The sequence below is a fragment of the Natrinema pallidum DSM 3751 genome (assembly GCF_000337615.1).
Taxonomy (GTDB): Archaea; Halobacteriota; Halobacteria; order Halobacteriales; family Natrialbaceae; genus Natrinema; species Natrinema pallidum.
The window spans coordinates 1-26411 of record NZ_AOII01000069.1; the positions used below are offsets into that span (position 1 = coordinate 1).

Sequence of the window (26411 nt, forward strand, 5' to 3'; positions counted from 1 at the left end):
GAAAGCCGATGCTGACCGGATCATCGAAACCGACGACTCCGTCGAGGAGGCGCTCGCGCGCGTGTTGAGCGGGGGCTTCGGTGACTCAACGCACCCGCAGCGACACACGGAGTCGCCGTTGGGTCCGTCGGGGGACCGATCGACGGACGAGGAGTGACGGAAGACGGTCCCGGTGAAGACGATACTCGACGCGAGAGCACGGCCGGCGTCCCTCGAGCGGCGGTCGGCGTCCGTCAAATCCGGTCGGGAATTTATGCGACACTGGGTGGAGCGGGACCGACGCATGTCGACGCTGCCGCCATGGATCGAAGATCGGATCGACTCGAGGCCGAGCCGTGCGCTCACACAACGCCGCGTCGCCGAGGTGATGCTGACAGCGGACCGGCCGTTCTTTCTCGGTCTCCCAACTCGGCGCGCGGCTCGGGCCGGATGTCGGCGAGGACCAGCTCCGGGAGCGGCTCGCGGAACTCCGCGAGCGCGGCGTTGTCGCCGTCGAGACGTATCCGGCGGCGACGACCCTCTACTATATCGATCACCCCGGAGCGACCGACTCGTACCCCGCAGGCGAGACGCCGACGCGGTCGGCCGCGAACCCGCTCGATCGGCTCTCGGCGAGGGACTTCCTGTTGCTTCGCGAACCGGACGCGATCGGGACGCTCGTCCTCGCGGGCTATCAGCTCAGCCTGGTGTTGTTCCTCGTCGGGACCGTCCTGACCGCCGTCGGACTGGAGGCACCGGTCCATAGCGACCACGGACTCTGGACCGCCGCACTGAACCTGCTCCTGCTCTGTGTCGTGCTCCGATTCGCCGAGCGCACCGCGCGACGGGTCCGCTCGCGACGGGATCGGTCCTGACTCGCGCCCGCACCCAGCGGGCGTCGCACCCGGTTATTGATCGGGTTTGCGGGCGCAACATCGCGTTTGGTGCCCGCCAAATCCATCTGGGGGTTTAATTTCTCCCCCGCTGATTGCTCTGCTAACGATGGCGACGCTCCCAACGTGGATCGACGAACGGCTCGATCCGACGCTCGACAAGAAACTCACGCAGCGACACGTCGTCGAGGTCATGGTCGAATCCGACCGCCCGTTTTTTTCGGTCCAGCAACTTCGCTCGCGCGTCAGTCCGACCGTCAGCAAAGAGACCGTTCGGAACCGGCTCGACGAACTCCGCGAGATCGATGTCGTCGCCGCGGAGACCTATCCGGAGACGATCACGCTGTACTACATCAACCACCCGGAATCACCGTGGCCGCTCTCACCGGCCGGGCAACGCGCGCTCGATCACGATTCACCCCTCGAGACGCTGTCGCTCGCCGACTTCCTTCGACTCCGGAACCCGGCCGGCATCAGGACGTTGGTGTTGGCGGGCTTGCAACTCAGTCTGGTGCTGTTCTCCGTCGGCGTCGGGCTGATCGTGCTGTCGATAGACGCCCCCGTCGAAGCCAGCCACGGGCTGTTGGGTGCCNCCGGCCGGGCAACGCGCGCTCGATCACGATTCCCCCCTCGAGACGCTGTCGCTCGCCGACTTCCTTCGACTCCGGAACCCGGCCGGCATCAGGACGTTGGTGTTGGCGGGCTTGCAACTCAGTCTGGTGCTGTTCTCCGTCGGCGTCGGGCTGATCGTGCTGTCGATAGACGCCCCCGTCGAAGCCAGCCACGGGCTGTTGGGTGCCGCCGGCAACCTCTTCGTCGTCTGTCTGGTCTTGCTCGGTGCCGAACGCCTCGCTCGAGCGGTCCGCGACGACGGCGTCAGTGGAGCCGTGCCGACGCCGAACAGGTCCGGTCCGAAGTAACGGCCGCCGACTCTCCCCACACACTCAAACCGATGTCAACGAACTCATCACCGACCGAATCGCCCACGACCGAACCCGGCCCGTCGATCCTCGCGGAGCGGACGCTCCTGGGAATCTTCGTCCATTTCATCGCGATACTGCCGTTTATCGGCCCGATCGCCACCGTCGTCATTTATCTGGCCTCGAGCCACGAGTTCACGCGAGCGAACGCTCGGAACGCGCTCGACTGGCACCTGTTCGTCATCGGATCGGTTCTCGCGACGTTCGCGCTCCTGATCGGGCTGGACACGCTGTTCGAGTACGTCACGGTGCCGGGTTCCCTCGAAGCCGCTGTCTTGCTTCCCGTCTTCGTCCTGGTGTTCGCCGCGATGTCCCTCGGCCTGCTTAGCGCCGTCATCTGGATCGTCGCGATGGCGAAAGCCATCTTCGGCGAGGCGTGGCGCTATCCGTTCGCCCCCGAACTCGTGTGACCGCCCGTGACCGTCGCCGAGAACCGGAGGAACACCCTTACGCGTGGCTCCCCAGGGCACCGATATGCTCCCGCCCATCGCGAACCGGTTCGTTGCGGGGGAGTCCCCCGCAGAAGCGCTCGAGCACGTCCGTCGGTTGAACGAGCGCGACGTGAAGGCGATCGTCAATCTCCTCGGCGAGCACCACGACGACCGCGAGACCGTCGACGCCGACGCCGCCGAATACCGACGCCTCGTCGCCGATATTGCGGGCTCGCGGCTCGCGGCTGCCGTCTCGGTCAAGCCCTCGCAACTGGGGCTTGACCTCGACAAGGACGTCTTCCGGACGACGCTAGCCGCCGTCGTCGACGCGGCGGCCGAACGGGACGTCTTCGTCTGGATCGACATGGAGGATCACACGACGACCGACGCGACGCTGGACGCGTTCGAAGCCCTCGCACGGAACCACGGGGGCGGCGTCGGTGTTTGCGTTCAGGCCAACCTCCGCCGGACGCGAGCGGACATAAGGCGACTGGCCGACGTCCCCGGTAAAGTCCGCCTGGTCAAGGGTGCCTACGACCCGCCGGCCGACGTTTCCTACACCGATTCCGCGCGGGTCGATCGGGAGTACCGGGACCTGCTCGAGTTGGCGTTCGAACGCTACGACGGCGGTATCGGGGTGGGAAGCCACGATCCGGCGATGATCGAACACGCGAAAGCGCTCCACGAGCGCTACGGAACGGACTTCGAAATACAGATGCTCATGGGCGTGCGCGAGGACGCCCAGTACGAACTGGCACGGGAGGACGAGGTCTGGCAGTACGTCCCCTACGGCGACCGCTGGAAATCCTACTTTTATCGGCGGGTCATGGAACGGCGGCAGAACCTCCGGTTCGCACTTCGTGCCGTACTCACCGGCTGAGACGGCCGGACGGTATTGCCACCGTCGCAGCCTCACGCCCGGTAGGCGATGGCAGCGTGGCTATCGGTCGTCCGAGAGCCAGACGACCCACGGGCGGAGCGCGCGATCGCGTCCCGATCTCGAGCGACGACCCACCGCGATCGATCCGGCCGGCTCGCGTCCGGTGCCCGCCGGTCGGGATCAAAGGATAGTATAAAGGCAAACGGCTCCATCGTGGTGGACATATGACGACGACGCTCGGAACCGCAAGCGCGGGGCCCGGCGAGATCGATACGGGCCGTCTCGAGATCGGCGAGACGCGGGACGGGAGCCCGTTCGGACTGCCGGTTGCCGTTGTAAACGGCGCGACTGCGGGGAAGACCCTCTACATGCAGGCGGCCAGTGACGGCGACGAACTCAACGGTATCGGCGTCGTCCAGCGCGTCGTACCGCGGCTCGATCCGGCCGAGATCTCGGGGACGATACTCATCGTCGGGATCGTCAACTACCACGCGTTCCAGGTCGCCGAACACCGCAACCCGATCGACGACACGAAGATGAATCGTGCCTATCCCGGCAACGAGGGCGGTACCTCGAGCGAGCGGATCGCGGCCGCGACGTTCGACATCGCGACCGACGCGGACCTGATCCTCGATCTCCACCAGGGATCGACCAGTCGGATGCTGGACGAAGTCCGCGTTCGCTGCGGGAAGCGCCACCGGCTCCACGACCAGTGTCTCGAACTCGCGAAAGCCTTCGGCTGCGGGTACGTGCTCGACCAGAAGGGGCCGGACGGCCAACTGGCCCGCGCGGCTCCCGACGACGGAATACCGACCGTCGATCCCGAACTCGGCGGGGCCGTCGGCTGGGACGAGGACAGCATTCGAACGGGCGTCGACGGCGTGTTCAACGTCCTCCGCTACTACGACTTCCTCGACGGCGACCAGCCGCTCGAGACCCAGACCCGCGCCAGGGGGTTCGAACAGTACGGGGCCCCGGCGGGCGGACTCGTGACCATGCACAAGGACCTCGGCGACCGAGTCCGTGCCGGCGAGACGGTGTTCGAAGTGACGACTCCCTTCGGGGAACCGAAGGCCGAGGTGACGGCCGACGGGAGCGGCATCCTCTGGCGGGCCCGGCGGCTCCCGCAGGTCGCGACCGGCGAGTACGTCTGTTCGATCGGCACCGATGTTGGTGAGTACTGAGATGGCCTCCGATCTCACCTGTCCCGACTGCGGGACCGTCTACGAGGCCGGACCGGACGAACCGTGGCGCTGTGGCTGTGGCCGTGCCCTGGAGTTCACCGAACGGCCACATCCGCAGGGCAATCCGCTGCCACTACACAGCCTCGATACCAGCGAGGGACTGTGGACGTTCTTCGAGTTCCTCCCGATCGAACAGCACGTCACGTTCTACGAGGGCTTTACGCCGACGGTCGAGGCCCCCGACTGGGACGCGCGGTTCAAACTCGAGTACGTCTTCCCGACGGGTTCGTTCAAGGACCGCGGCGCGACGACGACCCTCTCGCGGGCGGTCGAACTCGGCGTTGAGAAGGTGCTCGAGGATTCCTCCGGCAACGCGGGCGCGTCGATCGCGACTTACGCGGCCCGCGCGGGCGTCGACGCGGACATCTACGTCCCGTCGGATGTCAAACAGTCCAAGCTGATGACGATCCAGCGGGCCGACGCCCGCCCGGTTCGCATCGAAGGAGCCCGAGAGGACGTGACCGCGGCCTGTCTCGAGGCCGTCGAAGGCGACGCGAACGACGGCGATCCGACGGGTGACGAGAGCGGAGCCCCGTATCAGACCGGCGAGGGCTGGTACGCCAGCCACGCTTGGAATCCCGCGTTCTACGCCGGGACGATGACGTTCGCGTTCGAGGTGGCCGCCCAGCAGGGGTGGACGGTCCCCGACGCCGTCGTCCTCCCGCTCGGTCACGGCACGCTCTTCCTCGGCGCGTATCGGGGCTTTTCCCTCCTCAACGAGGCCGGCATCGTCGACGGCATGCCGCGCCTGCTCGGCGCACAGGCGGCCGGCTACGCGCCGATCGTCGCCGCGCTCGGCGGCGATACCACCGATGCGGAGGGCGAACGGACGAGCATCGCTGACGGCATCCAGATCACCGAACCCGCCCGCGGCACCGAGATCGTCGACGCCATCGAGGCGACCGACGGCGACGCGATCGCGATCGGCGGGGATGCGATCGAAACCGCGCTGGACCGGCTCCACCGCAACGGCTTTTACGTCGAGCCGACCTGCGCGGTCGCACCGGCGGCCCTCGAGCAGTACCGCGATGACGGCGTCATCGACGCCGACGACGACGTCGTCGTGCCGTTGACCGGCAGCGGACTGAAAACCCTATGACGGTTCGGTACTGAACCGTCGGTAGATGGTTAGCCGACCGCCGACGTTCTGCCCTGACTGCGGCACTCGCCTCGAGTCGATCAGGTTCGACGGTCGTGAGCGCATGCGCTGTCCGCCCTGCGACGCGATCGTCTGGCACAATCCGGTCCCGTGTGCCGGCGTCGCGGTCGTCGACCGATCGGGGCCGGAGTCGGCCGTACTCTGCGTCGAACGCGGCGTCCCGCCGGGGGTCGGTGAATGGACGCTTCCCGGCGGCCACATGGAGATCGACGAGGAGCCGCCCGCAGCGGCCGCGCGCGAACTCCGCGAGGAGACCGGCGTCGCCGTCGATCCCGCCGCCCTCGAGATTCTCAGCGCGTCGACGATGCCACCTCGCGAGGGGAAACACGTCGTGACGGTCCACTACGTGGCCGACCGCGCCGACGCCGCGGGAGACCCGGAGGCGGGCAGCGACGCTGTGGCCGCGCGGTTCTGGACCCCGTCGGCGTTCGACGCCTCGGGCGAGACGTTTCGACCGGTCCACGAGGCCCGGTTTCGCGAGGCCGCCGCGGTGCTCGAGTGAGCGGCAGCGACCGCGACGGGCGGGCGGCGCGGCCGCCGCGGGATCAGGGGATTCATTAGCGCCCCATCCCAGATTCGGACGATGAGTTCACCGTCGTTCGCTATCGGGATCGCCGGCGGGACGGGTGCCGGAAAGACGACGGTCGCGCGCACGGTGTCGGAGACCGTCGGCGAGGCCGTCACGCGAATCCCGCTCGACAACTACTACAAGGACCTCTCACATCTCGCGTTCGAGGAACGCGAACAGGTCAACTACGACCACCCATCGGCCTTCGAGTGGGACCTGCTTCGGGAGCAACTCGAGGCGCTGCTGGCGGGCCGGTCGATCGAGATGCCACAGTACGACTTCGAAGCCCACAACCGTACTGACGACCGCGTCACCGTCGAACCCTCGGAGATACTCGTTCTCGAAGGCATCCTGTCCCTGTACGACGAGGAGATCCGCGACCTACTCGATCTGCGAGTGTACGTGATGACCGACGCGGACGTTCGCATCCTGCGGCGGATCGAACGCGACGTCATCGAGCGCGGACGCGACCTCAAGGGCGTCATCGACCAGTACCTCGAGACGGTCAAACCGATGCACGAGCAGTTCGTCGCCCCGACGAAAAAGCAAGCGGACGTGATCATTCCCGAAGGCGCAAACCGGATGGCGATGGACCTCCTGATCGAGAAGGTACAGGCCGAACTGCCGGACGAGTCGGCCCGGCCCGGCGTCGACCGCGAACTGTCGGTCAACGGCCAGGCGCTCGACTGACGGCCCCGGTTCCGGCGCGACGGTACGAGACCAAACCCGACATTCCTTTACTCGAGCCCTGAATACGGGCGGGTATGTTCCTCTCCCTACGCGCGGAGGTCGAGGACGCCCTCGAGCGGGCGCTCGCCGAACTCGACTTCCCGACGGACGATCTCGGGATCGAAGAACCGCCGGACGACGTCGCGAGCGTCCTCGCCTCGAGCGTGGCGTTCCGACTGGCCGGCGAGGCCGGTGCACCGCCGCCGCAGGTCGCCGGGCGGATCGCCGACGAGATCGACGCCGACGAACTGACCTACGTCGCCGACGTGCAACCGCAGGGGCCGTATCTCAACTTCCTGCCGAGCGACGCCTATCTCGCCGACACGCTCGCCGAAGCGACCGACGAGACGTACGGACACCTGTCGGACCGCGAGGAGTCGGTCGTCGTCGAACACACGAGCGCGAATCCGACGGGGCCGGTCCACGTCGGCCGCGCCCGGAACCCAATCATCGGCGATGCCGTCGCGAGCCTGCTCGATTTCGCGGGATACGACGTCGACCGCCACTACTACGTCAACGACGCCGGCCGGCAGATGGCCGTCTTCACCTGGGCCTACGAGACCTTCGACGAGACTGCTCTCGAGGACGACCCCGAGCGCGACCGTATCGAGTACGACCTCGTGCGCTACTACCGCAAAGGCAACGCCTACCTCGAGAATGCGCCCGAAGCCGAGGCCGAAGCGGCCGAGGCCGAGATCGAGTCGATCATGCAGGGGCTCGAGGCCGGCGACGACGAGGCCTACGAACGGGTCAGCGAGGTCGTCGATCAGGTACTCGGCGGCATGACGGAGTGTCTCGCCCGCCTGCCCGCTGAGTTCGACGAGTTCGTCAAGGAGACGCGGTTCATGCGAAACGGGGCAACCGACGACCTCGTCGACCGCCTGCAGAACCTCGACGAGGCGGTCTACGAGGACGACGCCTGGCAACTCGAACTCGAGGACCACGGCATCGACAAGAACCTCGTCTTCCTGCGGTCGGACGGGACCTCGCTGTACGCGACCCGCGACCTGGCCCACCACGAGTGGAAGTTCGACGAGTACGATCGCGCGGTGACGGTACTCGGCGAGGATCACAAGCTCCAGGCCAAGCAGGTCCGGACGACTCTCGAGTTGCTCGGCAACGAGACCGACCAGCTCCGGCAGGTCCTCTATTCGTACGTCAACCTCCCCGAAGGGAAGATGAGCACGCGCCAGGGGACCGGCGTCGATCTCGACGACCTGCTCGACGAGGCGATCGACCGCGCCCGCGACGAAGTCGAGGACCGACTGGATGACCGCATCCGGGACGACGATCTGGACGAAGGCGACATCGATCGCATCGCCCACCAGGTCGGCATCGGCGCGGTCCGCTACGATATCGTCTCGAAACAGCCGACGAAGGCGATCACCTTCGAGTGGGACCGCGCGCTCGACTTCGAGGCCCAGTCCGCTCCCTACGTCCAGTACGTCCACGCGCGCTGTTGTGGCATTCTGGAAGAGGCCGGTATCGATCCCGAGACCGGACTGGCCGAGGTCGAGACCGCCGTCGACGCCGACCTGCTCGAGACCGAGGCCGAGCGGGACCTCCTCGAGACGATCGCGCGGTTCCCGGCGGTCGTCGACGAGGCCGCCGACGACCTCGAGCCACACCAGATCGCGACCTACACCCGCGAGTTCGCCGACCGATTCAACGGCTTCTATCGCGAGTGCCCCGTCCTGGCCGACGACGTCGACCCCGCGGTCCGCGAGGCACGACTGGCCCTGGTCGCGGCCTCGAAACACGCGGTCGCGAACGCCCTCTCGATCCTGGGCGTGGCCGCGCCGCGGTCGATGTAGGCGCGACGACCCGGCGGCTGGTCGTCGGTGCGGCCGAAAGAACAACGCCGATCAACACGGGCCGTTAGTACGTCTCGTCGGTCGTATCGAGGACGCTCTCGACGAACTCGTCCTCACCCATCTCGTTGTTGAGATACGCGAGGGCCCACTTGACGTCGACGTAGAATGACATTACCTTCGCGCCGTCCTTCTCGATCACCCAGGTGATGCTGTTGATCGCGGCCGCGAGCTTCTCGGCGTCGGTGATCGCCGCGGAGAGTGTGCTTCCGAGCGACTCCAGTTCCGCGGACAGCGTCTCGGGGTCGGTCGTCGTCGTCGTCGCGATGATATCGATTTCGTCGCCGTCCTTGTTCACGTCCTTGATCGAAATCTTGGTGCTATCGATGGTCAGTTTGTCACTGTCGAGACCGGGGATTTCGGTTCCGTCGTCGGTTCCGTCGTTGGTCCCGTCGGTCTCATCGCCACCGTCGTCGTCATCGAGCGGTTCGTCGCCGTCGGAGTCCGACTTGGAATCGTCGTCGGTCTCGTCGCTGGAACAACCGGCGAGCACGGTTGCGAGCGCTGCGCCACTGCCGAGGAGGATTTTTCGTCGCTCCATGGCCGACCCATCGGGAACCGTCATGATTAGTAATCAGTTCGTTACGTGTTCGCTCGTCGAGAACGGCGATGTCGTGAACTGCGACCCGCCGCATCGACATCGGAAGGGAGCGACAAACGGATCGAAACGCGACCGTGTCGGGCCACTCGCGTCGAGACGGACCGCGTGACTGTCAGTCGGCAATGACAGTCACGTCTCGGTGGTAATCACTGCATTCGGCCCATCGAGTCCGAACGAAGGCCGCTTCGGGGGCGGAAAGAATCGATTACCGACGGCCGGCCGTCGGTGGCCCACTCGGCTCAGGGGTCGGATTCGGCTTCCGTGATCGCACTCGAGACGTCGTCGTGAGCCGCTTCCCGACCGTCATCGTCGCTCGCGGCCCCGGCCACGGTGGCGGTCGACTCGGTGTCGGTCTCATCGTCCCCGTCGCCGTCCGCCGGGACCGGAACCTCGACGCCGGTCACCGTCGTCGCGAGCCGGCGATAGGTAATCGCTGCGGGACCTTCGGGCTCGAAGACGACGAGCGGCGTCCCGGCGTAGACGCTGTCGCGGGCCGCCGGGTCTTCGGGGATCGTCCCGAGCAGGGGTACCTCGAGTCGATCGGCGATGTCGTCGTGGGAAATGTCGCCGTCCGGATGGGTGCGGGTGAGGACGAGGCCGGCGACGCTGCCGCCGGACCGGTCGGTCAACTCGATGGTCTTTTTCGTGTCGTGGACCGCAGCGGGTTCGGGCGTCGAGACGAGGATGACGGCGTCGGCCAGTCCCAGCGGCAGGACGGTCTCGTGGCTGATACCGGCACCGACATCGAGAAAGACGTAGTCGAACTGGGACCGTAGCTCTTCGACCGCGTCACGCAGGCCTTCGGGGGAGGTTTCGGCGTACTCGTCGAGGTTCGTCCCGCTCGGAACGGCGACGATGTTATCCGCCAGTCGATAGGTGGCGTCGTCGATCGATGCGTCTCCGGCTAATACGTCGTGTAGGGTGGTCGAGTCGGGGGTGAGGCTGACGAAGCCGGCAAGGTTCGCCATGCCGAGGTCGGTGTCGACGATCGCGACGCGCTCGCCCGCCTCGGCCAGCGCCGTGCCGAGATTGACCGTCGTCGTCGTCTTCCCGACACCGCCTTTCCCGCTCGCGATGGCATAGACCGTCTCGTGGGACATACGTAGATACTGTCCGGACTGTGGAACGGCATCACCTTAAATCGTGACCTCCCGGCTCGCGGCGACCGGCCGGCACGCCACCGGGGCGATCACGACCGCATCGGCCGCTCCACCGGCAGCCATTGGCATCCGACGGGTGTGTCAAAGGATTCTTACCCACAGCCCCGTTTTATACGGCTAATGAGCCAGGAGGGCGAGCAGGAGCAATCCGACCGGAAAAAGTACGAGTTCCGGAAGGTCATCGAGGACCTCAAGGACTACGACGGCTCCGGAACGCAGCTCGTGACGATCTACATCCCCGACGACAGACAGATCAGTGACGTCGTCCAGCACGTCACACAGGAACACAGCGAAGCGGCCAACATCAAGTCCAAACAGACCCGAACGGCGGTCCAGGACGCGCTGACGAGCATCAAAGACCGGCTGCGATACTACGACACCTTCCCGCCGGACAACGGCATCGTTCTCTTTTCGGGTGCCGTCGATTCGGGCGGCGGCCGGACCGACATGGTCACCAAGGTCCTCGAGAGCCCGCCCCAGCCCATCGAGTCCTTCCGGTATCACTGCGACTCGGACTTCCTGACCGAGCCGCTCGAGGAGATGCTCGCCGACAAGGGCCTCTACGGCCTGATCGTCCTCGACCGCCGCGAGGCCAACGTCGGCTGGCTGAAGGGCAAGCGCATCGAGCCGGTCAAGTCAGCATCCTCGCTTGTTCCCGGCAAGCAGCGCAAAGGTGGCCAGTCCGCCCAGCGATTCGCCCGCCTGCGACTCGAGGCCATCGACAACTTCTATCAGGAGGTCGCGGGGATGGCAAACGACCTGTTCGTCCCGAAGCGCCACGAGATCGACGGCATCCTCGTCGGCGGTCCCTCGCCGACCAAAGACGAGTTCCTCGACGGCGACTACCTCCACCACGAACTGCAGGACGAAGTATTGGGCAAGTTCGACGTCGCCTACACGGACGAGTCCGGCCTGAAAGACCTCGTCGACAACGCCGAAGACGCGCTGGCCGACGCCGAGGTGATGAAGGACAAGAAGGTGATGGAGGAGTTCTTCGAGGAACTCAACGCCGGCGATCTGGCGACGTACGGCTTCGAGCAGACCCGCCGCAACCTCATGATGGGGTCAGTCGACCGGCTCCTGATCAGCGAGGACCTCCGGAAGGACGTTATCACCTACGAGTGTCCGGAGTGTGGCTCCACCGAGCGCGAAGTGGTCGACCGTCGCAAGTCGACGCCGACCCACACCTGTACCGACTGTGGCACCGAGGTCGAAGGGTCCGATGACGACCGCGAGGACGCGATCGACCACCTCATCGACATCGCCGAACAGCGCGGCACCGAGACCAAGTTCATCTCGACGGACTTCGAGAAGGGCGAACAGCTCCTCAACGCATTTGGCGGGTTCGCCGGTCTGCTTCGGTACTCGACGGGCGTCTAAGCGGTTCCGGTCTCTCACGTAACTCGCCACGGCGACGGCTTCTGAACGGGTAATCTCGGCCGGTCGGGATGATGGCCATTCAGCCGACGTTACTCGCGGGGAGTCGCCGCTGGCGCGATACCGCCGTCGTTTCTCGTTAAGAGATACAGCACGAACGACGAGAGCCAGTGTGAGCCGGCGTAGTGATCGGTAAATGCCCGACGCAGGCCGCTCTCGACGTGTCGCTCGGCGCTGCGTTCGAACAGGTCGGCGTATCGGTGCTCGCCGAGGGTCGATGCAAGTCCCGCCAGACACCACGCTTTCGAGACGTTCAACCCGAGAAGGTGGTACGCGACGTCCGTGTCGGGATCGGACTCGACACAAACGGGCTCGAGAATCGAATCGTACGGCGAGGCGGTCACGTCCGGCAGGAACCCGTCGATCCAGACTGCGAACTCGTCCCGGTCGTAGATGCGTCGCATGAGGTCCGCTTCCGTCAGCGACGGCGACAGGAAGTCCCAGCCGAGCGGTTCGTACTCGACGGGTGCGTCACGGTCGTCGGCGAAGAACTCGAGTGCCGTCTCGATAACGGCCGCCTCCAGCGACTCGTCGTCAACCGTCCTCGCGTAGTCGAGGATGCAGTGCAGAGCAAACGCCGAATTTTGGTGGGTACCAACTCTAAAGGGGCGGTCCTGCGACAGGAAGTCGGATTCGACCAGTGAGACGATCGTCCGCTCTAGAGGCTCGAGGACCGATTTCCATTCGTCCGCGCGGTCGTCGTCCCAGAGATAGAGCTCCGATGCGAGGTGTAAGAGCCACGCCCAGCCGTACGGTTTCTCGAAGGACGCGTTCGCGTCGAAGAAGTCGACTTCGCGGGCGATGTTGTCGGCGGTAAACCGAGCATCGAGACTCGCGACGATTTCGGATCGTGCGGGATGGTCGTCGAACAGCCGAAGCTGACGAACGAGCGACCAATGGCTGTGTACCGCCGAGTGCCAGTCGTAGCAGCCGTAAAACACCGGATGTTGCTCCGTCGGTCGCTCGACCCCAGCCGGCGAGTCGACCGAGCGAACGAAATGCGGGAACTCGGTTTCGATCGATTCTAACGGGTGGCGCGAAAGCGTTGCCGCCGCGTCCGACCCGAACGGATCACTGTACCCGGACAGAACCGTACTCGTATCAACGTCGTCAGGGAAAGTCACTGGTAATCTAGATCTCAGCTTGTGTCACATAAGTCCTTGAACCGCTCGGATGAGCCGCGTGAAAGACAACAGGATTAACATCACGCCAATGAACCATCGACCATGTCCCTCTCACGCCGAGCCGTACTCGTCACGGGCGGAGCCGGGTTCATCGGTTCCCACCTGACCGAACGCCTGCTCGCCGACGGCGCGACCGTCACGGTCGTCGACGACTGCTCGAACGGCGACCGAAGCCGAGTCCCCGAAGCCGCCGACTTCATCGCGGCCGACCTCACCGACCCCGACGCCCTCGACGGCCATCTCGACGATATCGATCTCGTCGTCCATCTCGCGGCGTCGAAACACGTCGACACGGACCGGCCCCACGCCCAGTTCGATGCCAATACGCGGATGACGCGCAACATCCTCGAGGCGATGGCCGACGCGGGGGTCACGGAGATCGCGTACACCTCTTCCTCGACGGTCTACGGCGAGGCTCCTCGGCCGACGCCGGAGGACTACGCCCCCCTCGAGCCGATCAGCGCCTACGGGGCGAGCAAACTCGCGGACGAGGGGTTACTCTCGGCGCGGGCCCACAGCCACGACCTCACCGTCTGGAACTTCCGCTTTGCGAACGTGGTCGGCCCGCGTCTCCGCGGGGCGGTCATCCCGGATTTCATCGAGAAGCTACAGGACGACCCCGAGCACCTGACGATTCTCGGCGACGGGCGACAGGAGAAGTCCTATCTGCACGTCGAGGACTGTCTCGATGCGATCTGTCATGTGATCGAACACGCCGATCGGCCGATGAACACCTACAATCTCGGCACGCGGACGACGACCTCGGTCGACCGGATCGCGACCATCGTCGCCGAGGAGTTGGGCGTCGACCCCGACCGCGAGTACACCGGCGGCGAACGGGGCTGGACGGGCGACGTGCCGAAGATGCGCCTCTCGATCGAGAAACTCGCCGCGCTTGGCTGGGAGCCCCGCCGCTCGAGCGACGAGGCGGTGCGACGGGCGACCCGCGAGATCAGCGACGAACTGCAGTAAGCCGAGAGGCCCCACGCTTCACCGACCGGCTGCCATCGTTCTCTGCTCCGAAAAACATACTCGAGAGTGATGTTATCCCCCGCCAGGCGGTGTTTTAGGTGGGCTTAAATATCTGGACTCGAAGGTCCCGGGCATGAACGACGGGGGCGAAGGACCGGACTCGCGAGACGCCGACCGCGGGTCGCGGGGAGGGTGCGGACGAGCAGCGAGCAAGCGGCTCGCTACGGCGCTGACTCGCCGTCGGCTGACGATCGTGGGAACGGTGCTCGTCCTCGTGGGCCTGCTCGTCGCCCTCCGAGGGATCGATCTCCGGACCGTTGTGGCCGAAATATCGAGCGCCGATCCGTTCGTGATCGGGGTCGCAGTCGCCGTCTACGCTGCCTCGTGGCCGCTACGAGGTCGCCGGTACGGCGACGTGCTCGCCGCGATGGGGTATCAGGTGGGGACGGTCGGACCGACGCTGGCCGTCTTCGTCAGTCAGACGGCGAACCTCGCGATTCCCGCGCGGGCCGGCGATGCGGTTCGCGCGTACGTGATGCGGACCCGCCGCGATATCCCCTACGCCGCCGGGTTCGCGTCGCTGGCCGTCGAACGGATGTTCGATCTGGCCACGATCGCCGCGCTCGCGGGGCTGGCGACCGGCTGGCTCGCGCTGGGTGGCGGGACCGGACCGCTCGAGATCGTCGCGGCGGCCGGCGGTGCGCGGACCGCTCTCGTCGCCGCGGCGGCCGTGAGCACGGCGACCGTCGGCGTCGGCATCGTCGTCGTCACGTCCGCTCGAGCCGATCACGGTCTTAGTGCGTGGCTCCGGACGCGAGCGGACGGCCGGCCGCGTCTCGCGGGGGCGCTCGAGGCCGGACTCCGATTCGCGGGCGACGTACAGATAGTCGCCCGTCAGCCGAAAGCGGTCGCGGCGATCGGCGTCGGAAGCCTGGTGGTGTGGATACTCGACGTTCTCACGGCGGTGCTCGTGCTTGCGGCGCTGGGCAGCGGGCTGGCGACCTGGCCCCTGCTGGCCGTCGGGACGCTGGCGGTCAGCGTGGGAAACCTCGCGAAGGTCCTCCCGCTGTCACAGGGCGGCGTCGGGCTTTACGAGGCCGCGTTCACGGCGCTCGTGGTCGGGCTCACCCCGATCGGGGCGAGCACGGCGCTGGCCGCGGCGATCGTCGATCACGCGCTGAAAAACGGTGTGACGCTGGTCGGCGGGGGCGGTGCGGTCGCCTCGCTGGGACTCTCCGTCTCGGAGGCGACGGCGGACGGGGGCGACGCGGGAGACCGACAAGCTTTTAGGCGAGCCTAAAAGATTGCGGAGCAATGAGCCAGGATATCTGCGTCGTCGTCCCGACGATCCGGGAGTACGAGTGTATGCGCTCGTACTTCGCGAACGCCCGCAACCACGGTTTCGATCTCGACCGATTGCACGTCGTCCTCGTTACCGAGGACTTCTGTGAGACCGACGAGATGGCGGCCATGCTCGAGGACGAAGGCGTCTCCGGCGAGGTCTTCGACGGCAGCCGCCGCGAGGAGTGGTACGCCGAGCACGGCGTCTCCGAGTACGGCCACGTCGTCCCGGCGGCGAGCCACGCCGAGACGAGTTTCGGCCTGCTCTACATGTGGACTCACGACGAGTTCGACTACGGCTTCTTCATCGACGACGACACGCTCCCCCATCCCGACGAGGATTTCTTCGGCACTCACATGGCGAACCTCGCTTTCGAGGGCGAGATCGAGTCGGTTTCCTCCGACGAGCAGTGGGTCAACGTTCTCTACCAGAACGCCGACGTTCACGGGCTCTACCCGCGTGGCTACCCCTACTCGGCGATGGGCGAGACCGTCGAGACCGACACGACCGAGATCGGCGGCGGCGAGGTCGTCGCCTCGCAGGGCCTGTGGACCAACGTCCCCGACTTAGACGCCGTCCGCATCCTCATGGACGGCGACCTCGAGGGGCAGGCCCAGACTCGGACCTCGAGCGACGACTTCGGCGACGATTTCGTCGCCGATCGGGGCAACTACCTCACCGTCTGCTCGATGAACCTCGCCTTTCGCCGCGAGGTCATCCCCGCGTTTTACCAGCTCCCGATGGACGACAACGAGTGGGACGTGGGCCGGTTCGACGACATCTGGTCGGGCGTCTTCCTCAAGCGCGCCTGCGACGTGCTCGGCACGCGGATTTACAACGGCGCGCCGCTGTGTGAGCACAACAAGGCTCCCCGGAGCACCTTCGACGATCTCAACAACGAAGTACCGGGTCTCGAACTCAACGAACACCTCTGGCGCGTGATCGACGACGTCGGCGGCGACGCGGACTCCTATGCCGGTGTCTTCGAGGCCATGGCGGACGAACTCGCCGATGGAGATTGGGAGGCGTACAACAACGGTGCGTTCTTCAATTACGTCGGCGAACACATGCGCGACTGGCTCGACTGTCTGGCGACGCTGCGCCCGGCGTCCGGTCTCGCGGCCGGCCGCGAGCGCGTCGTCGCGGACGACTGAATCGTCAACTATAAGTTTTTAGGTTAACCTAAACCGAGTATGAACGACGAGCAGGATGATCAGGGGGTTTCGCGTCGCCGAGCGTTACAGGTCGGCTCCGCGTTCAGCGCTGCGTCGCTTGCGGGCTGTCTCGGGATTTTCGGCGACGACGAGGGGGCGGACATCCCGTCGCTTTCGGAGTTTCGGGGCTCCGGATCGCTGGTCGACGGTCGACCGGCACCGGGCGGGACCTCTATCGAGGAGTTACCGGAGCTCTCGGGGGAGCTCGCGCTCTACATCGGCGGCGGCGAAGGGGGAATCTACTACGAGTTCGTGGAGATGCTCCAGGATATTTACCCTGACTTCGAGGTCTATCCGACCGATAACAACTCGGCATCGCTGGCCCAAACCATCGTCGAGGAGGCCGACTCCGGCGCGTCGCAGGCCGACGTGTTCTGGTCGATCGACGCCAGTTCGCTCGGGTTCGTCGCGGCAAACGACGCCTACGAACCGCTGTCGGACGAGGCGGTCGACGCGGTCGGGAACAGCCAGTTCGTCGGCGACGACAACGCGTGGGCCGGCGTCGCCGGGCGCGCACGTGCCGTCCCGTACAACACGAACCAATTGAGCGAATCGGACGTTCCGAACACCGTTCAGGACTTCCCCAACACGAGCGCGCTACAGGACTCGATGGGCTGGGCTCCGACCTACGGTGCGTTCAAATCGTTCGTGACGGCTATGCGGCTGCTCCGCGGCGACGACGAGACCCGCAACTGGCTGCGCAGTATGAAAGATGCCGGGGCTGAACGATACAGCGACGAGTACGCCGTCTCTCAGGCGGTCGCCAACGGTTCCCAGTCGGCCGGCTTCGCCAACCACTACTACGCCATGCGGGTCAAGAACAAGCGGCCGGACGCCCCGATCGATCTGGCCTTCACCGAAGGCGACGCCGGGGCATTGATCAACGTCGCCGGCGCACTGAAGGTACAGGGCACCCAGCGCGGCGACCTGGTGGACGACTTCGTCCGTCACCTGCTGTCGGCGGAGGCACAGGAGTTCTTCGCAACGATCAGTTTCGCCTACCCGATGATCGACGGCGTCGATCCGGTCGGCGGCCTCCCCTCGATCGGCGACCTGAGCCCGCCTGAAATCGATCTCGCAGAACTGGCGAACATCGAGCCGACCCTCGAGTTGATGGACGACGCCGGCGTCTCGGGATGAGCGGTCGGGAACGCGTTGCGAGAGCAGTCGAACGAGCGGGTGACGGCGATAGCGGTGCCGCCGGCGTCGGACTCACCTTCCTCGCCGCAGCTATCGCAGCCGTTCTCGTGTTCCCGTTGCTCTGGCTGGTGGTCGATGCCGTCGGACTCGGCACGCGAGCGTTCGAACTCTCCGTCGACCCCCGGACGCTCGAAGTACTGGGCCGGAGCGTCGCCCTCGTCGCGATCGTGACGGGGGCGAGTATCGTCATCGGCGTGCCGCTCGCGGTGTTGACGGTCCAGGGGGAGATTCCGTTCCCCCGGTTCTGGACCGTCCTCATCGCGCTCCCGCTGGCCGTCCCGAGCTATCTCGGCGCGTTCGCGTTCGTCTCGGCGTTCGGTCCGCAGGGCGAACTCGTCGGCTTCCTCGAGCCGCTAGGCGTCGATTCGCTCCCCTCGGTCTACGGCTTCGCCGGTGCCGCGTTCGTACTGACGCTGTATACCTATCCCTACGTGTTCCTGACGACGCGTGCCTCCCTGCTTTCGATGGACGGCTCGCTCGTGGAGGCCGCTCGCACGCTCAACTCGGGCCGCTGGGAGGCGTTCCGTCGGATCACCCTTCCCCAAATCCTGCCGGGAGTCGCGGCCGGTGCCTTGCTCGTAGCGCTGTACGCCCTCGCTGACTTCGGGACGCCGAACATCATGCGCGTCGAGGTGTTCACGCAGTTCATCTATGCCAGATACAACGCCTTCGCCCGCGACTACGCCGCGTTGCTGTCGCTGCAGCTGTTGACGGTGACCGCGATCATCCTCGCGATCGAGTCACGGATCGGGGTCGACGAATCGGGCGCGTACGAGAGCAGCGGCGATCGCGGCACCGCCGACCTCGAACTCGGCGCGTGGCGATATCCGGCTCTGCTGTTGCCGGTCGTGATCGCCCTGCTCGCGATCGTGCTCCCGATCGCCATCTTCTGGATGTGGCTGAACACGGGCGGCCCCGGCTATCAGGTCGGCCGCCTGAGCTTCGACTGGGAATACGGGTTCAACTCGGCGTACGTCGCTTTGCTGGCTGCCGCGGTCTCTATCCTCGTGGCGCTGCCGATCGCGATCGGATCGGCGACCACCGACTCGCGGATAGCCACGCTGGCCGATCGAGCCCCCTACGTCGGCTACGCGACGCCGGGAATCGTGCTGGCGATCGCGTTGCTCAGTTTCAGCCTCGACGTGCGACCGTCGATCTACAAGACGGTCCCGCTGCTGATCTTCGCCTACGTCGTCCGATTCATGCCCCAGGCGATCGGATCGATCCGGACGTCGACGCTGCAGGTCGACCAGAAGTTAGTCGAAGCGGCCCGAACCCTCGGCCGATCGCGCTTGAACGCCTTCCGAACGGTGACCCTCCCGCTGATCCTCCCGGGCGTGGCCGCTGGGGCCGCACTGGTCTTTCTGACCACGATGAAGGAACTGCCGGCGACGCTGATGTTGCGTCCGCTGGGCTTCGAGACGCTGGTGACGTACATCTGGCGGGTTAAGGAAGCGGGTCTCTACGGACAGGCGGCGGTCCCGGCGCTCGTGTTGGTTGCCATCTCGGGGCTGTCGATGGCCGTCATGCTCGCACAGGACGGACGATGACGAACGTGACACCGGTAATCCGACGGGCGGTGACCACGGTGAGAAAGCGACGGTGGCAGGCCGCGGTTGCCCTCGTCGCGATCACCGGTGCCGTCGCCGTCTGGCTGATCGCGACGCGGACCTTTCCGTACCACTCGCTCAACCACGACGAAGGGGTCTACCTCCAGCAGGCGTCGATGTTGCTCGAGGGCCGACTGTTCGTCCGGCCGCCCGTCGAGGACGCCTTCCGTCCCTGGTTCTTCGTCGAGGACGGCGACCGGCTCTACCCCAAGTACTCGCCGGTTCCCGCGGCGATCTTCGCGATCGGCAAGCTCGCGGGTGGCTCCCGGCTCGTGCTCCCGGGACTCGCCGCCGCTATTCTCGCGCTCGTGGCGCTGGTCGGTCGCGAGGTCTTCGATCGACGGACCGGCCTCGTCGCCGCCGTCGCAGTGTTGTGTTCGCCGCTGTTCCTGATCGAGACGGCGGTGTTCCTGCCGTACGCGCCGACGGCGATGCTCAACTTGACCTTCGCCTACGCCTATCTCAGGGCCGACCGGACGGACGACCTGCGATTTGCCGGTGCCGCCGGTGCCGCGATCGGCGCGGCCTTCTTCGCGCGACCGTACACCGCCATCCTGTTCGCCGTCCCCTTCATCGGCCACGCGTGCTGGTCCCTGTCCCGTGATTTCCGGGGTGTGCTCCCCAGGCAGGCCACGACGGCGGTACTCGGACTTGGCGGCGTCGGACTGGCGCTGAGCTATAACGCCGTCGTGACTGGGTCGCCGCTGTTGTTTCCCTACGAGGCGTTCGCCCCGCTCGACGGGCTTGGATTCGGTCGGCGGCGGATCCTCGAGCACGAGATCGAGTATACCGTCGGACTCGCGCTCCGGTCGAACGCGCTGGTACTGCGGTCGTTTGTCACCAAGTGGCTCGTCGGCGGACTGCTGGGCGCGGCGCTGGCCGCGGTCGGAATCGGCGTCGCAGTCCGCCGCGGCCTCTCAGCACGCGCGGCGATCCTCGCCGGCCAGGTGCTCACGATCACCGGCGGCAACGTCTACTTCTGGGGGAACTTCAACATCCTCGGCGACATCGACCGCGCCGGAACCGGGCTGATCGCCACTCACGGTCCCTACTACCACTTCGATCTCCTGCTCCCGGTCGCGGCTTTCGCCGCCGTCGGCGCGCTGGCGCTGTTCGACGCCGTCCGCCGACGTGCCGACCGATCCCTCTCACCGCAGGGCGCGCGGACAGCCGTCGTCGCAGTAGTGCTCGTAAGCGCGCTCGCGGTCGGCGGGGTGACCGCAACCACCCTCGACGGGACACTCGAGCGAAACGAGGCCGTCACCGAGACCTACGATCGGGTCTACGACCCGCTCGACGGGACGATCGAGGAGCCAGCGGTCGTCTACCTGCCGACGCCGTACGGCGACTGGCTCGCCCACCCGTTACAGGTGCTTCGTAACGACCCCGGGTTCGACGGGGAGCGCGTCTACGCCCTCGACGAGCGACCGTTCGACGTGGCCGACGCGTATCCCGACCGCTCGCTGTACCGACTCGCGTACCGGGGGACCTGGGCACCCCACGCCGGATCGCCGCAGGGTGCCCGTCTCCAGCGGGTCGATCGGGTCGCCGGCGAGACGGTCGCGCTGAACGTGAGCGTTGGCGTCCCGGAGGCGGCCGACAGCGTCACTGCGACCGTCACCACCGACGAGGCCAGCGAGACCTACGCCGCCGACACCGTCTCGACCGCGTCCGAGGCGCAACTGCTCGTCACTGCCGACGCGGTGCGATTGCGCGGGACGGGCTGGGACACCAACAGCACGGTTCCCGTCGGGGCGCGAGACGACATCGCACTGACCGTCTTCGTCGACCGCGGACCCGGAAACAGTTACAGCTATGACCTCGAGTTGCCGGTACAGACGGAAGACGGGACGGTGCGGGCGCTGACGCCCAGCGTGGAACGGTGTAGCGCGATTCGAGAGTGCGGTGGCGAAGCGGCGTATCTTCCCGAGAGCGCGCCGGACGGCACGTTCGTTCGGACCGACCTCACCGCGCTGGATCGCAACCGAGACTGAGGCGTGTGTCGACCGCGGCCCGGGTTCCCAGGTCGAGTGGCTGTGGCGCGACGCCGCGCTTCGGGACGGAGGAACCGGCCGTGACTACTGCGCCGGTCGGTGTGGCAGTTCGCGGAGTCGCTCCTCGAGCGAGACCTTGACGATCGAGCGTGCGATCTCGAGCCCGCCCTGCAGCGGATCGAGCTTCGTCTGACCGGCGCGTTCGCGGTACTCGATGGGGTGTTCGCGAACGTCGTAGCCCCGCAGCAGCGGGCGGATAAGGAGTTCGGCGGAGAGGCCGGTATTCTCGGTCCACTCGATCGACTCGACGACGTCGCGACGGTAGGCCCGCATGCCGGTCGTCGTGTCGTGGACGCGAGTGCCCATCAGAACGCTTGCGACCGCCGCGAAGACCTGATTGCCGAAGCGATTGAATCCGGGCATTGCGTCCGCTCCGTGGTAGAGTCGATCGCCGCTGACGACATCGTGGCCGTCGTTGATCAGGGCGAGGAACTCGGGCAGTTGCTCCATCGGGTAGGTGTCGTCGCAGTCGGTCGTGACGACGATCGGACGATCGGGCTCTAAGATTGCCGCGCGCACGGCGACGCCGTATCCCTGTGGTTCCTGCTCGATGACCGTCGCGCCGTGGTCGCGGGCGATTTCTGGGGTTCGATCCGACGAGCCGTCGACGCAGACGACCTCCGCCTTCCCGTCGGTGACCTCGTCGATGTCGGTCAGTACTTTGCCGATCGCTTCCTCCTCGTTATAGGTGCCCATGACGACGCTGACATCCTCGAAGGTGAACTCGTCGCGGTCGCTTCGGCCGCCGCGTTCGTCCGTCACGTCCGATTCGGACTGATCCCCACTACTCATTGGCGGTACTCTCTGCTGGCCGTATTTATGCGTTTAGGTTCGCCTAAACCCGTTCATAGCGGGAGCGACATCATGGGGACTCGTCAGCCGTTACCCCTACGGGAGACGGGACGGCCGAACCGATCCCGTCGACGATCAGCACCATGCCCGTGGGCGCGAGGTACGGGAACAGGGAGAACTCTCGTACGCCGAGAACAAGTAACACGACACCGCAGGCGACGGCTAGCCAGTCGACGCCGACGAGGAGGTCGACGAGGCCGACGTACGCGAGTGCGAGGATCGTCGCGTAGAACAGCAATCCGGACTGGCTCGGTTCGAGCGCTGTAACGTGACCGCCGATCGCGACCGTGAACGCGCAAACGGTTACGATCGACAGCGCTCTGGTCGCTTTCTGCAGCACCATAGACCCATCTTATGATGGGATTGGCTGGCTGAAAAAACCATCGTCGCGAGCCGATTCGATCTCAGCTTTTAGGTCTCGTCGCCTAATCGATTATGTACCACGACTCGTCCTGCGTGGTGCCGTGATCGTACTCCGTCGACTCGTCGTAGAATTGTTTTTCCTTCCACTGGGACCACTTGCGGCCGCTCGTACAGTAATCAGTCTCGATCTCGCCGTAGAGGAGAGTCGTGTGACCGCTGTGGGTGATTTTGTGGTTATGGGAGCTGTGGCCTTTCCACTGCTGGACGGGAAGACTGATTCCGCCACAGGACCAAGGGAAAGCTCCCCGGAAGTGCGAGGTTCCCCAGACGTAGACGCCGTCCGTGTCCCCAAGAACGTCTCCGTCCAACTCCGTCCGATCTAAGGACCAAGCGCCGAACGGGGTCGAAGTGTCGAAGTCTCCCGAATAGTCGTCGAACGTCGAATCGGACGTTTCCCCCGTAGCTGTCATCTCGCTCGTCCACACCGTCTGTTCGGCGAAGCCGTTGTCGATAGTTTCGAGGTATGTGTTTACCCCCAGAAATCGCAGGAGGACAGTAGGTTCAAAATCGGGGAATTCAATTAGAAATCCGTAAAATTCGACCGCCGNTGAGAGATATATAAATCAAATAGAGGGTGCTGTTTTCAGCCGTCTCAGTGGCTCAGCCAGGAACTCTATGGGGGTAAACACATGCGTTTCGAGTTTCGAGGAGGCCGTGTAACTCTCGGAGTTCGACTGCACCGAGACGGTCGCAGTAGTAGAATTATCGCCATTCGAGTCGGCGGTATCGTCCGTTTCAACCGACTTGACGTCTTTGTCAGGGGAAAGCAGCGTCGGGAGCAGCCAGAATCCCCGTTTCGATTGGCTTGGTGTTTCGCCGGACGTTTCAAGCAGTTCGACATCTAGCTCGTACCGGTCGACGTTCTCGTCCGGTTCGAGCGTAACCGTGGTCGTTTCGATCCAACCACCTCGAACCGAGCCCTGCAGTTGAACTCCGTTGTTCACGCGGTCTACGGTCGTCTCTCCTCTCGGAACGACCGGCTCGAAGGTTCGAACTGGAACCGAGTACCGACCGGTTTCGGCCGTCGAGTCCCGCTCGCGCTCGACCTTGACGTGGACTCGATCCCCATCGCGGTCGACGACCTCGTTGCGAACCGTATACTCGACTTCCAGTTCATCTGCCCGTTTCCGGCGGACTTCATACGTTGCGTACGTGCCCGGTTGGATCGGACTTTCAGAAGTTGCAGCGGTGACTGAGGTACTTGCCGTGATGACGGCACCAGCACATCCAAGCCGTTTCAGCACCTTGCGTCGGTTAGTCCTGTACGATCGATCTGGAGCGGAATTGGAGTTGGCCATCAATGACCACCTCAATACGAATGTATCCTTCCTACACTATGTTACTTTCTAACTAATAAAGATAGAATGTTTTATTTTTATGCGTGTCATACTATATGTAGAACTGCCTTTATTTTGGTGAGCGAGATGCCGCAATTCGTCAGACGGCCTTTCGGAACGCACTTTCCACGTGGTCGGCGGCCTTCAGCGCCAGCGCCGCGATCGTCAGCGTCGGGTTCATCGCCCCGCCGGTCGGGAAAACGCTGCTCGAGGCGATCCAGCAGTTCTCGAGGTCGTGCGTTCGCAGGTCGGGGCCGACGACGCTCTCGGTCGGCTCCGACCCCATCCGGGTCGTCCCCATGTGGTGATAGGCCGGCCCCGTCCCCTCGGGGCCGACCTGCCAGGTGATCTCCGCACCGAGTTCGTCGAGGATTCGTTCCTGAATCTCGTTGACGCGCTCGATCGTCTCGAGCGCGCGGTCGCCCACGGTCCAGTGGACGTCGGGCACCGGGTTCCCGTGATCGTCGGTCGTCGAGGGATCGAGCCCGACGTAGCTGTCCTCGCGGGGGAGCTGTTCGACGAGCCCGCCCATCCCGATGTGGGTGCCGTAGTCCGAGCGGAGCCGCGCGAGCAGGTCGTCGCCCCAGTCGTCGCCGGTCAGCGCCAACTCAACGGGCGAGGGGCCGTCGTAGTTGAAGAACTCGAGCTTGAACGGGGCCTGTTCGGCGTCGGCCTCGTCGTAGAACTGGTGGGACTCGCTGGTCAGGAAGCCGACGTGGTTCTGCCGGGTGGGTTCATCGAGGACCCCGCCGGTGCCCGCGAAGAGGTGGTCCATGAAGTACCGTCCGACGAGCCCGCTCGAGTTGGCCAGCCCGTCGGGATAGTGGCTCGACTCCGAAAGCAAGAGCAGTCGGGGCGTCTCGACGCCGCCGCAGGCGATGACGAAGGCGTCGGCCGACTGACGGTAGCGGTCGCCGTCGGGCGTCGCGTAGACGGCCGCCTCGAGCGCGTCGGGGCCGTGTTCGAGTCGCTGGACCGGCGCGCGATCGATCACCGTCGCGCCCTTCCGCTCGGCGCGCTCGACGTGGACCGTCGCGTCGTACTTCGCGCCCGAGGGACAGACCGGCTGGCAGGTCCCGTAGCCGACGCAGGCGCTGCGGTCGTCGTACCCCTCCGAATTGCGGGCGTTGGGCACCGAGTGCATCGCGATCTCGAGGTCGTCGCAGGCCTCGGCGAACAGCGAATCGCTGTAGGAGGGTGGGAAGGCCGGCATCGGATGGGGCTCCTCCCGGGGCGGCGCGAAGGGATTGTCGTCGGCCCCTGCCACGCCCAGTTCCCGCTCGGCCGCGGCGTAGTAGGGCCGCAGGTCCGCGTAGTCGATCGGCCAGTCGGCCCCGACGCCGCGGGCGCTTTCGGAAGCGAAGTCGTCCTCGTGGAGCCGCATCACCATCCCCTGCCAGTGCAGTGTCGAGCCGCCGACGCCGCGGGCGCGGGCGTGGTTCAGCGGGTAGAAGCGCTCGCCGGTGGACTCGTAGGCATCCCGCTCCGGATCGCCATCCCAGACGTCCGGGCGGTCGTAGGCGGGCCGGATCGCACGTTCCTGTCTGGCGAGCCGATCGTCGGGATCGAACCGCGGCCCGGCCTCGAGAACGACGACCTCACGGCCGGCCCCGGCGAGGCGGTCCGCGACGATCCCGCCCGCCGGCCCCGCACCGATAACACAGACGTCGGCGTCTTCGACCGGCGTTCGGTCGACGTCGTCGGTCACCGGCGACGCCGAACCGGCCGGCGGACGGTCCCAACTCACGCGTTCGGCCCCCGCTGATAGGTCCCGATCCCGCCCGCGTGGCCCTGCGGGTTCTCGAGGCCGACCAGTTCGCCGCCGGTCGGCGAAGCGTACAGCGCCAGCAGGAGATCGTTGACGACGTAGTACCGGACCCGTTCGCTCGCCGTTCCCGACGGGTCCTCGTCGGCGTCGTCGGCCCCCACGTTCCGCAGTACCTGCTCGCGGTCGCCGACCGACAGCGCCGCGAACTCGGCGTCGTACCAGACTCGTGCGTTTCCGTCCAGTTCCGCCACCGCCTCTTCGAGCCCCGCGACGTGGGCCCGGTCCGCGAGCCGTCCCTCGAGGAAGGCCGTGACGAACGGTTCGATCCCGGACACCTCGCTCGGGTAGACGACTTCGGCGGCCGCGACCAGCGTCTCGCGGAGCCGATCGGTATCGACCGGCTCCGAGCCGGGCGGGGCGACACAGCCCGCCAACGTCCCCCCGAGGCCGAGCGCAGACAGCGCGGCGACCGCGTCTCGCCTCGTCAGTTCCATGTGGACGGATTAGGCAGACCTAAACCATA

At 65.8% G+C, this 26411-nt stretch carries 24 protein-coding genes and 1 pseudogene; 16 read left to right on the forward strand and 9 right to left on the reverse strand.

The window, feature by feature from the left end; all coding sequences use genetic code 11:
- The first annotated feature begins 626 nt into the window (after window positions 1-626).
- From C487_RS10585 to argS, 9 genes and pseudogenes are all read left to right on the forward strand, one after another.
- Window positions 627-854, forward strand: a complete 228-nt coding sequence (locus C487_RS10585; protein ID WP_006185745.1) for a hypothetical protein — start codon at window positions 627-629, stop codon at window positions 852-854.
- A 127-nt stretch (window positions 855-981) separates the two neighbouring features.
- A pseudogene (locus C487_RS22230) lies at window positions 982-1470 on the forward strand (hypothetical protein); the annotation flags it as partial.
- 354 nt (window positions 1471-1824) lie between these two features.
- A complete protein-coding gene (locus C487_RS10600) occupies window positions 1825-2262 on the forward strand; it encodes a DUF4870 domain-containing protein (protein WP_006185748.1) in 438 nt (145 codons plus the stop codon).
- 64 nt (window positions 2263-2326) lie between these two features.
- The gene (locus C487_RS10605) at window positions 2327-3163 is read left to right on the forward strand and encodes a proline dehydrogenase family protein (protein ID WP_006185749.1); all 837 of its coding nucleotides are present in this window, start codon (window positions 2327-2329) and stop codon (window positions 3161-3163) included.
- Window positions 3164-3387: 224 nt separating this feature from the next.
- Window positions 3388-4347: a succinylglutamate desuccinylase/aspartoacylase family protein gene (locus tag C487_RS10610; RefSeq protein ID WP_006185750.1), complete on the forward strand. Its 960-nt coding sequence runs from the start codon at window positions 3388-3390 to the stop codon at window positions 4345-4347.
- Window position 4348: 1 nt separating this feature from the next.
- The gene (locus C487_RS10615) at window positions 4349-5506 is read left to right on the forward strand and encodes a pyridoxal-phosphate dependent enzyme (RefSeq protein ID WP_006185751.1); all 1158 of its coding nucleotides are present in this window, start codon (window positions 4349-4351) and stop codon (window positions 5504-5506) included.
- Between the two features lie 25 nt (window positions 5507-5531).
- Window positions 5532-6068, forward strand: a complete 537-nt coding sequence (locus tag C487_RS10620; RefSeq protein ID WP_049908088.1) for an NUDIX domain-containing protein — start codon at window positions 5532-5534, stop codon at window positions 6066-6068.
- 81 nt (window positions 6069-6149) lie between these two features.
- Window positions 6150-6824, forward strand: coding sequence for a uridine kinase (gene udk / locus C487_RS10625; protein ID WP_006185753.1), 675 nt, complete (start codon window positions 6150-6152; stop codon window positions 6822-6824).
- Between the two features lie 74 nt (window positions 6825-6898).
- Window positions 6899-8677 (forward strand): arginine--tRNA ligase, encoded by a 1779-nt coding sequence (gene argS / locus C487_RS10630; protein WP_006185754.1) that lies wholly within the window; start codon window positions 6899-6901, stop codon window positions 8675-8677.
- A gap of 64 nt (window positions 8678-8741) precedes the next feature.
- Here argS and C487_RS10635 read toward each other — a convergent pair whose 3' ends face one another.
- Both C487_RS10635 and minD read right to left on the reverse strand, forming a co-directional pair.
- Window positions 8742-9275 carry a hypothetical protein gene (locus tag C487_RS10635; protein ID WP_006185755.1) on the reverse strand — a complete coding sequence of 178 codons (534 nt, stop codon included), beginning with the start codon at window positions 9273-9275 and terminating at the stop codon, window positions 8742-8744.
- Window positions 9276-9574: 299 nt separating this feature from the next.
- Window positions 9575-10435 carry a cell division ATPase MinD gene (gene minD, locus C487_RS10640; RefSeq protein WP_006185756.1) on the reverse strand — a complete coding sequence of 287 codons (861 nt, stop codon included), beginning with the start codon at window positions 10433-10435 and terminating at the stop codon, window positions 9575-9577.
- Between the two features lie 180 nt (window positions 10436-10615).
- Between minD and prf1 the strand changes: the two genes are divergently transcribed.
- The gene (gene prf1, locus C487_RS10645) at window positions 10616-11875 is read left to right on the forward strand and encodes a peptide chain release factor aRF-1 (RefSeq protein WP_006185757.1); all 1260 of its coding nucleotides are present in this window, start codon (window positions 10616-10618) and stop codon (window positions 11873-11875) included.
- Between the two features lie 89 nt (window positions 11876-11964).
- Here prf1 and C487_RS10650 read toward each other — a convergent pair whose 3' ends face one another.
- A complete protein-coding gene (locus C487_RS10650; RefSeq protein WP_006185758.1) occupies window positions 11965-13056 on the reverse strand; it encodes a DUF2891 domain-containing protein in 1092 nt (363 codons plus the stop codon).
- 102 nt (window positions 13057-13158) lie between these two features.
- Between C487_RS10650 and C487_RS10655 the strand changes: the two genes are divergently transcribed.
- The 6 genes from C487_RS10655 (at window position 13159) to C487_RS10680 (ending at window position 21448) form a co-directional block, all read left to right on the forward strand.
- Window positions 13159-14088 (forward strand): NAD-dependent epimerase/dehydratase family protein, encoded by a 930-nt coding sequence (locus tag C487_RS10655; protein ID WP_006185759.1) that lies wholly within the window; start codon window positions 13159-13161, stop codon window positions 14086-14088.
- Between the two features lie 133 nt (window positions 14089-14221).
- The gene (locus tag C487_RS10660; RefSeq protein ID WP_006185760.1) at window positions 14222-15388 is read left to right on the forward strand and encodes a lysylphosphatidylglycerol synthase transmembrane domain-containing protein; all 1167 of its coding nucleotides are present in this window, start codon (window positions 14222-14224) and stop codon (window positions 15386-15388) included.
- A gap of 14 nt (window positions 15389-15402) precedes the next feature.
- Window positions 15403-16584: an alpha-1,4-glucan-protein synthase gene (locus C487_RS10665; RefSeq protein WP_006185761.1), complete on the forward strand. Its 1182-nt coding sequence runs from the start codon at window positions 15403-15405 to the stop codon at window positions 16582-16584.
- 39 nt (window positions 16585-16623) lie between these two features.
- Entirely contained in the window at window positions 16624-17784 is a 1161-nt protein-coding gene (locus C487_RS10670) for an extracellular solute-binding protein (protein ID WP_006185762.1), read from the forward strand.
- Entirely contained in the window at window positions 17781-19394 is a 1614-nt protein-coding gene (locus C487_RS10675; protein WP_006185763.1) for an ABC transporter permease, read from the forward strand. The genes C487_RS10670 and C487_RS10675 overlap by 4 nt, the downstream gene beginning before the upstream one ends.
- Window positions 19391-21448, forward strand: coding sequence for a DUF7846 domain-containing protein (locus tag C487_RS10680; protein ID WP_006185764.1), 2058 nt, complete (start codon window positions 19391-19393; stop codon window positions 21446-21448). Before C487_RS10675 ends, C487_RS10680 begins: the two co-directional genes overlap by 4 nt.
- Window positions 21449-21532: 84 nt before the next feature.
- Here C487_RS10680 and C487_RS10685 read toward each other — a convergent pair whose 3' ends face one another.
- From C487_RS10685 to C487_RS10710, 6 genes are all read right to left on the reverse strand, one after another.
- Window positions 21533-22204, reverse strand: coding sequence for a dolichyl-phosphate hexose transferase (locus C487_RS10685; protein ID WP_241431081.1), 672 nt, complete (start codon window positions 22202-22204; stop codon window positions 21533-21535).
- A gap of 166 nt (window positions 22205-22370) precedes the next feature.
- Complete coding sequence (locus C487_RS10690; protein WP_006185766.1) at window positions 22371-22703, reverse strand: hypothetical protein; 333 nt, start codon at window positions 22701-22703, stop codon at window positions 22371-22373.
- 82 nt (window positions 22704-22785) lie between these two features.
- On the reverse strand, window positions 22786-23193 hold the full coding sequence (locus C487_RS10695) for a hypothetical protein (RefSeq protein WP_152422502.1): 408 nt from the start codon (window positions 23191-23193) through the stop codon (window positions 22786-22788).
- Between the two features lie 153 nt (window positions 23194-23346).
- The gene (locus tag C487_RS20815; protein ID WP_152422503.1) at window positions 23347-24084 is read right to left on the reverse strand and encodes a hypothetical protein; all 738 of its coding nucleotides are present in this window, start codon (window positions 24082-24084) and stop codon (window positions 23347-23349) included.
- Between the two features lie 136 nt (window positions 24085-24220).
- A complete protein-coding gene (locus tag C487_RS10705; protein ID WP_006185769.1) occupies window positions 24221-25867 on the reverse strand; it encodes a GMC family oxidoreductase in 1647 nt (548 codons plus the stop codon).
- The gene (locus C487_RS10710) at window positions 25864-26382 is read right to left on the reverse strand and encodes a gluconate 2-dehydrogenase subunit 3 family protein (RefSeq protein ID WP_006185770.1); all 519 of its coding nucleotides are present in this window, start codon (window positions 26380-26382) and stop codon (window positions 25864-25866) included. The genes C487_RS10705 and C487_RS10710 overlap by 4 nt, the downstream gene beginning before the upstream one ends.
- Window positions 26383-26411: the final 29 nt, after the last annotated feature.

What these genes read in the sequence shown, in the direction of transcription:
- C487_RS10600 (WP_006185748.1), top strand. Translation starts at nt 1,825, where the DNA reads ATGTCAACGAACTCATCACCGACCGAATCGCCCACGACCGAACCCGGC.
- C487_RS10605 (WP_006185749.1), top strand. Translation starts at nt 2,327, where the DNA reads ATGCTCCCGCCCATCGCGAACCGGTTCGTTGCGGGGGAGTCCCCCGCA.
- C487_RS10610 (WP_006185750.1), top strand. Translation starts at nt 3,388, where the DNA reads ATGACGACGACGCTCGGAACCGCAAGCGCGGGGCCCGGCGAGATCGAT.
- C487_RS10615 (WP_006185751.1), top strand. Translation starts at nt 4,349, where the DNA reads ATGGCCTCCGATCTCACCTGTCCCGACTGCGGGACCGTCTACGAGGCC.
- C487_RS10620 (WP_049908088.1), top strand. Translation starts at nt 5,532, where the DNA reads ATGGTTAGCCGACCGCCGACGTTCTGCCCTGACTGCGGCACTCGCCTC.
- udk (WP_006185753.1), top strand. Translation starts at nt 6,150, where the DNA reads ATGAGTTCACCGTCGTTCGCTATCGGGATCGCCGGCGGGACGGGTGCC.
- argS (WP_006185754.1), top strand. Translation starts at nt 6,899, where the DNA reads ATGTTCCTCTCCCTACGCGCGGAGGTCGAGGACGCCCTCGAGCGGGCG.
- C487_RS10635 (WP_006185755.1), bottom strand. Translation starts at nt 9,275, where the DNA reads ATGGAGCGACGAAAAATCCTCCTCGGCAGTGGCGCAGCGCTCGCAACC.
- minD (WP_006185756.1), bottom strand. Translation starts at nt 10,435, where the DNA reads ATGTCCCACGAGACGGTCTATGCCATCGCGAGCGGGAAAGGCGGTGTC.
- prf1 (WP_006185757.1), top strand. Translation starts at nt 10,616, where the DNA reads ATGAGCCAGGAGGGCGAGCAGGAGCAATCCGACCGGAAAAAGTACGAG.
- C487_RS10655 (WP_006185759.1), top strand. Translation starts at nt 13,159, where the DNA reads ATGTCCCTCTCACGCCGAGCCGTACTCGTCACGGGCGGAGCCGGGTTC.
- C487_RS10660 (WP_006185760.1), top strand. Translation starts at nt 14,222, where the DNA reads ATGAACGACGGGGGCGAAGGACCGGACTCGCGAGACGCCGACCGCGGG.
- C487_RS10665 (WP_006185761.1), top strand. Translation starts at nt 15,403, where the DNA reads ATGAGCCAGGATATCTGCGTCGTCGTCCCGACGATCCGGGAGTACGAG.
- C487_RS10670 (WP_006185762.1), top strand. Translation starts at nt 16,624, where the DNA reads ATGAACGACGAGCAGGATGATCAGGGGGTTTCGCGTCGCCGAGCGTTA.
- C487_RS10675 (WP_006185763.1), top strand. Translation starts at nt 17,781, where the DNA reads ATGAGCGGTCGGGAACGCGTTGCGAGAGCAGTCGAACGAGCGGGTGAC.
- C487_RS10680 (WP_006185764.1), top strand. Translation starts at nt 19,391, where the DNA reads ATGACGAACGTGACACCGGTAATCCGACGGGCGGTGACCACGGTGAGA.
- C487_RS10685 (WP_241431081.1), bottom strand. Translation starts at nt 22,204, where the DNA reads ATGGGCACCTATAACGAGGAGGAAGCGATCGGCAAAGTACTGACCGAC.
- C487_RS10690 (WP_006185766.1), bottom strand. Translation starts at nt 22,703, where the DNA reads ATGGTGCTGCAGAAAGCGACCAGAGCGCTGTCGATCGTAACCGTTTGC.
- C487_RS10695 (WP_152422502.1), bottom strand. Translation starts at nt 23,193, where the DNA reads ATGACAGCTACGGGGGAAACGTCCGATTCGACGTTCGACGACTATTCG.
- C487_RS10710 (WP_006185770.1), bottom strand. Translation starts at nt 26,382, where the DNA reads ATGGAACTGACGAGGCGAGACGCGGTCGCCGCGCTGTCTGCGCTCGGC.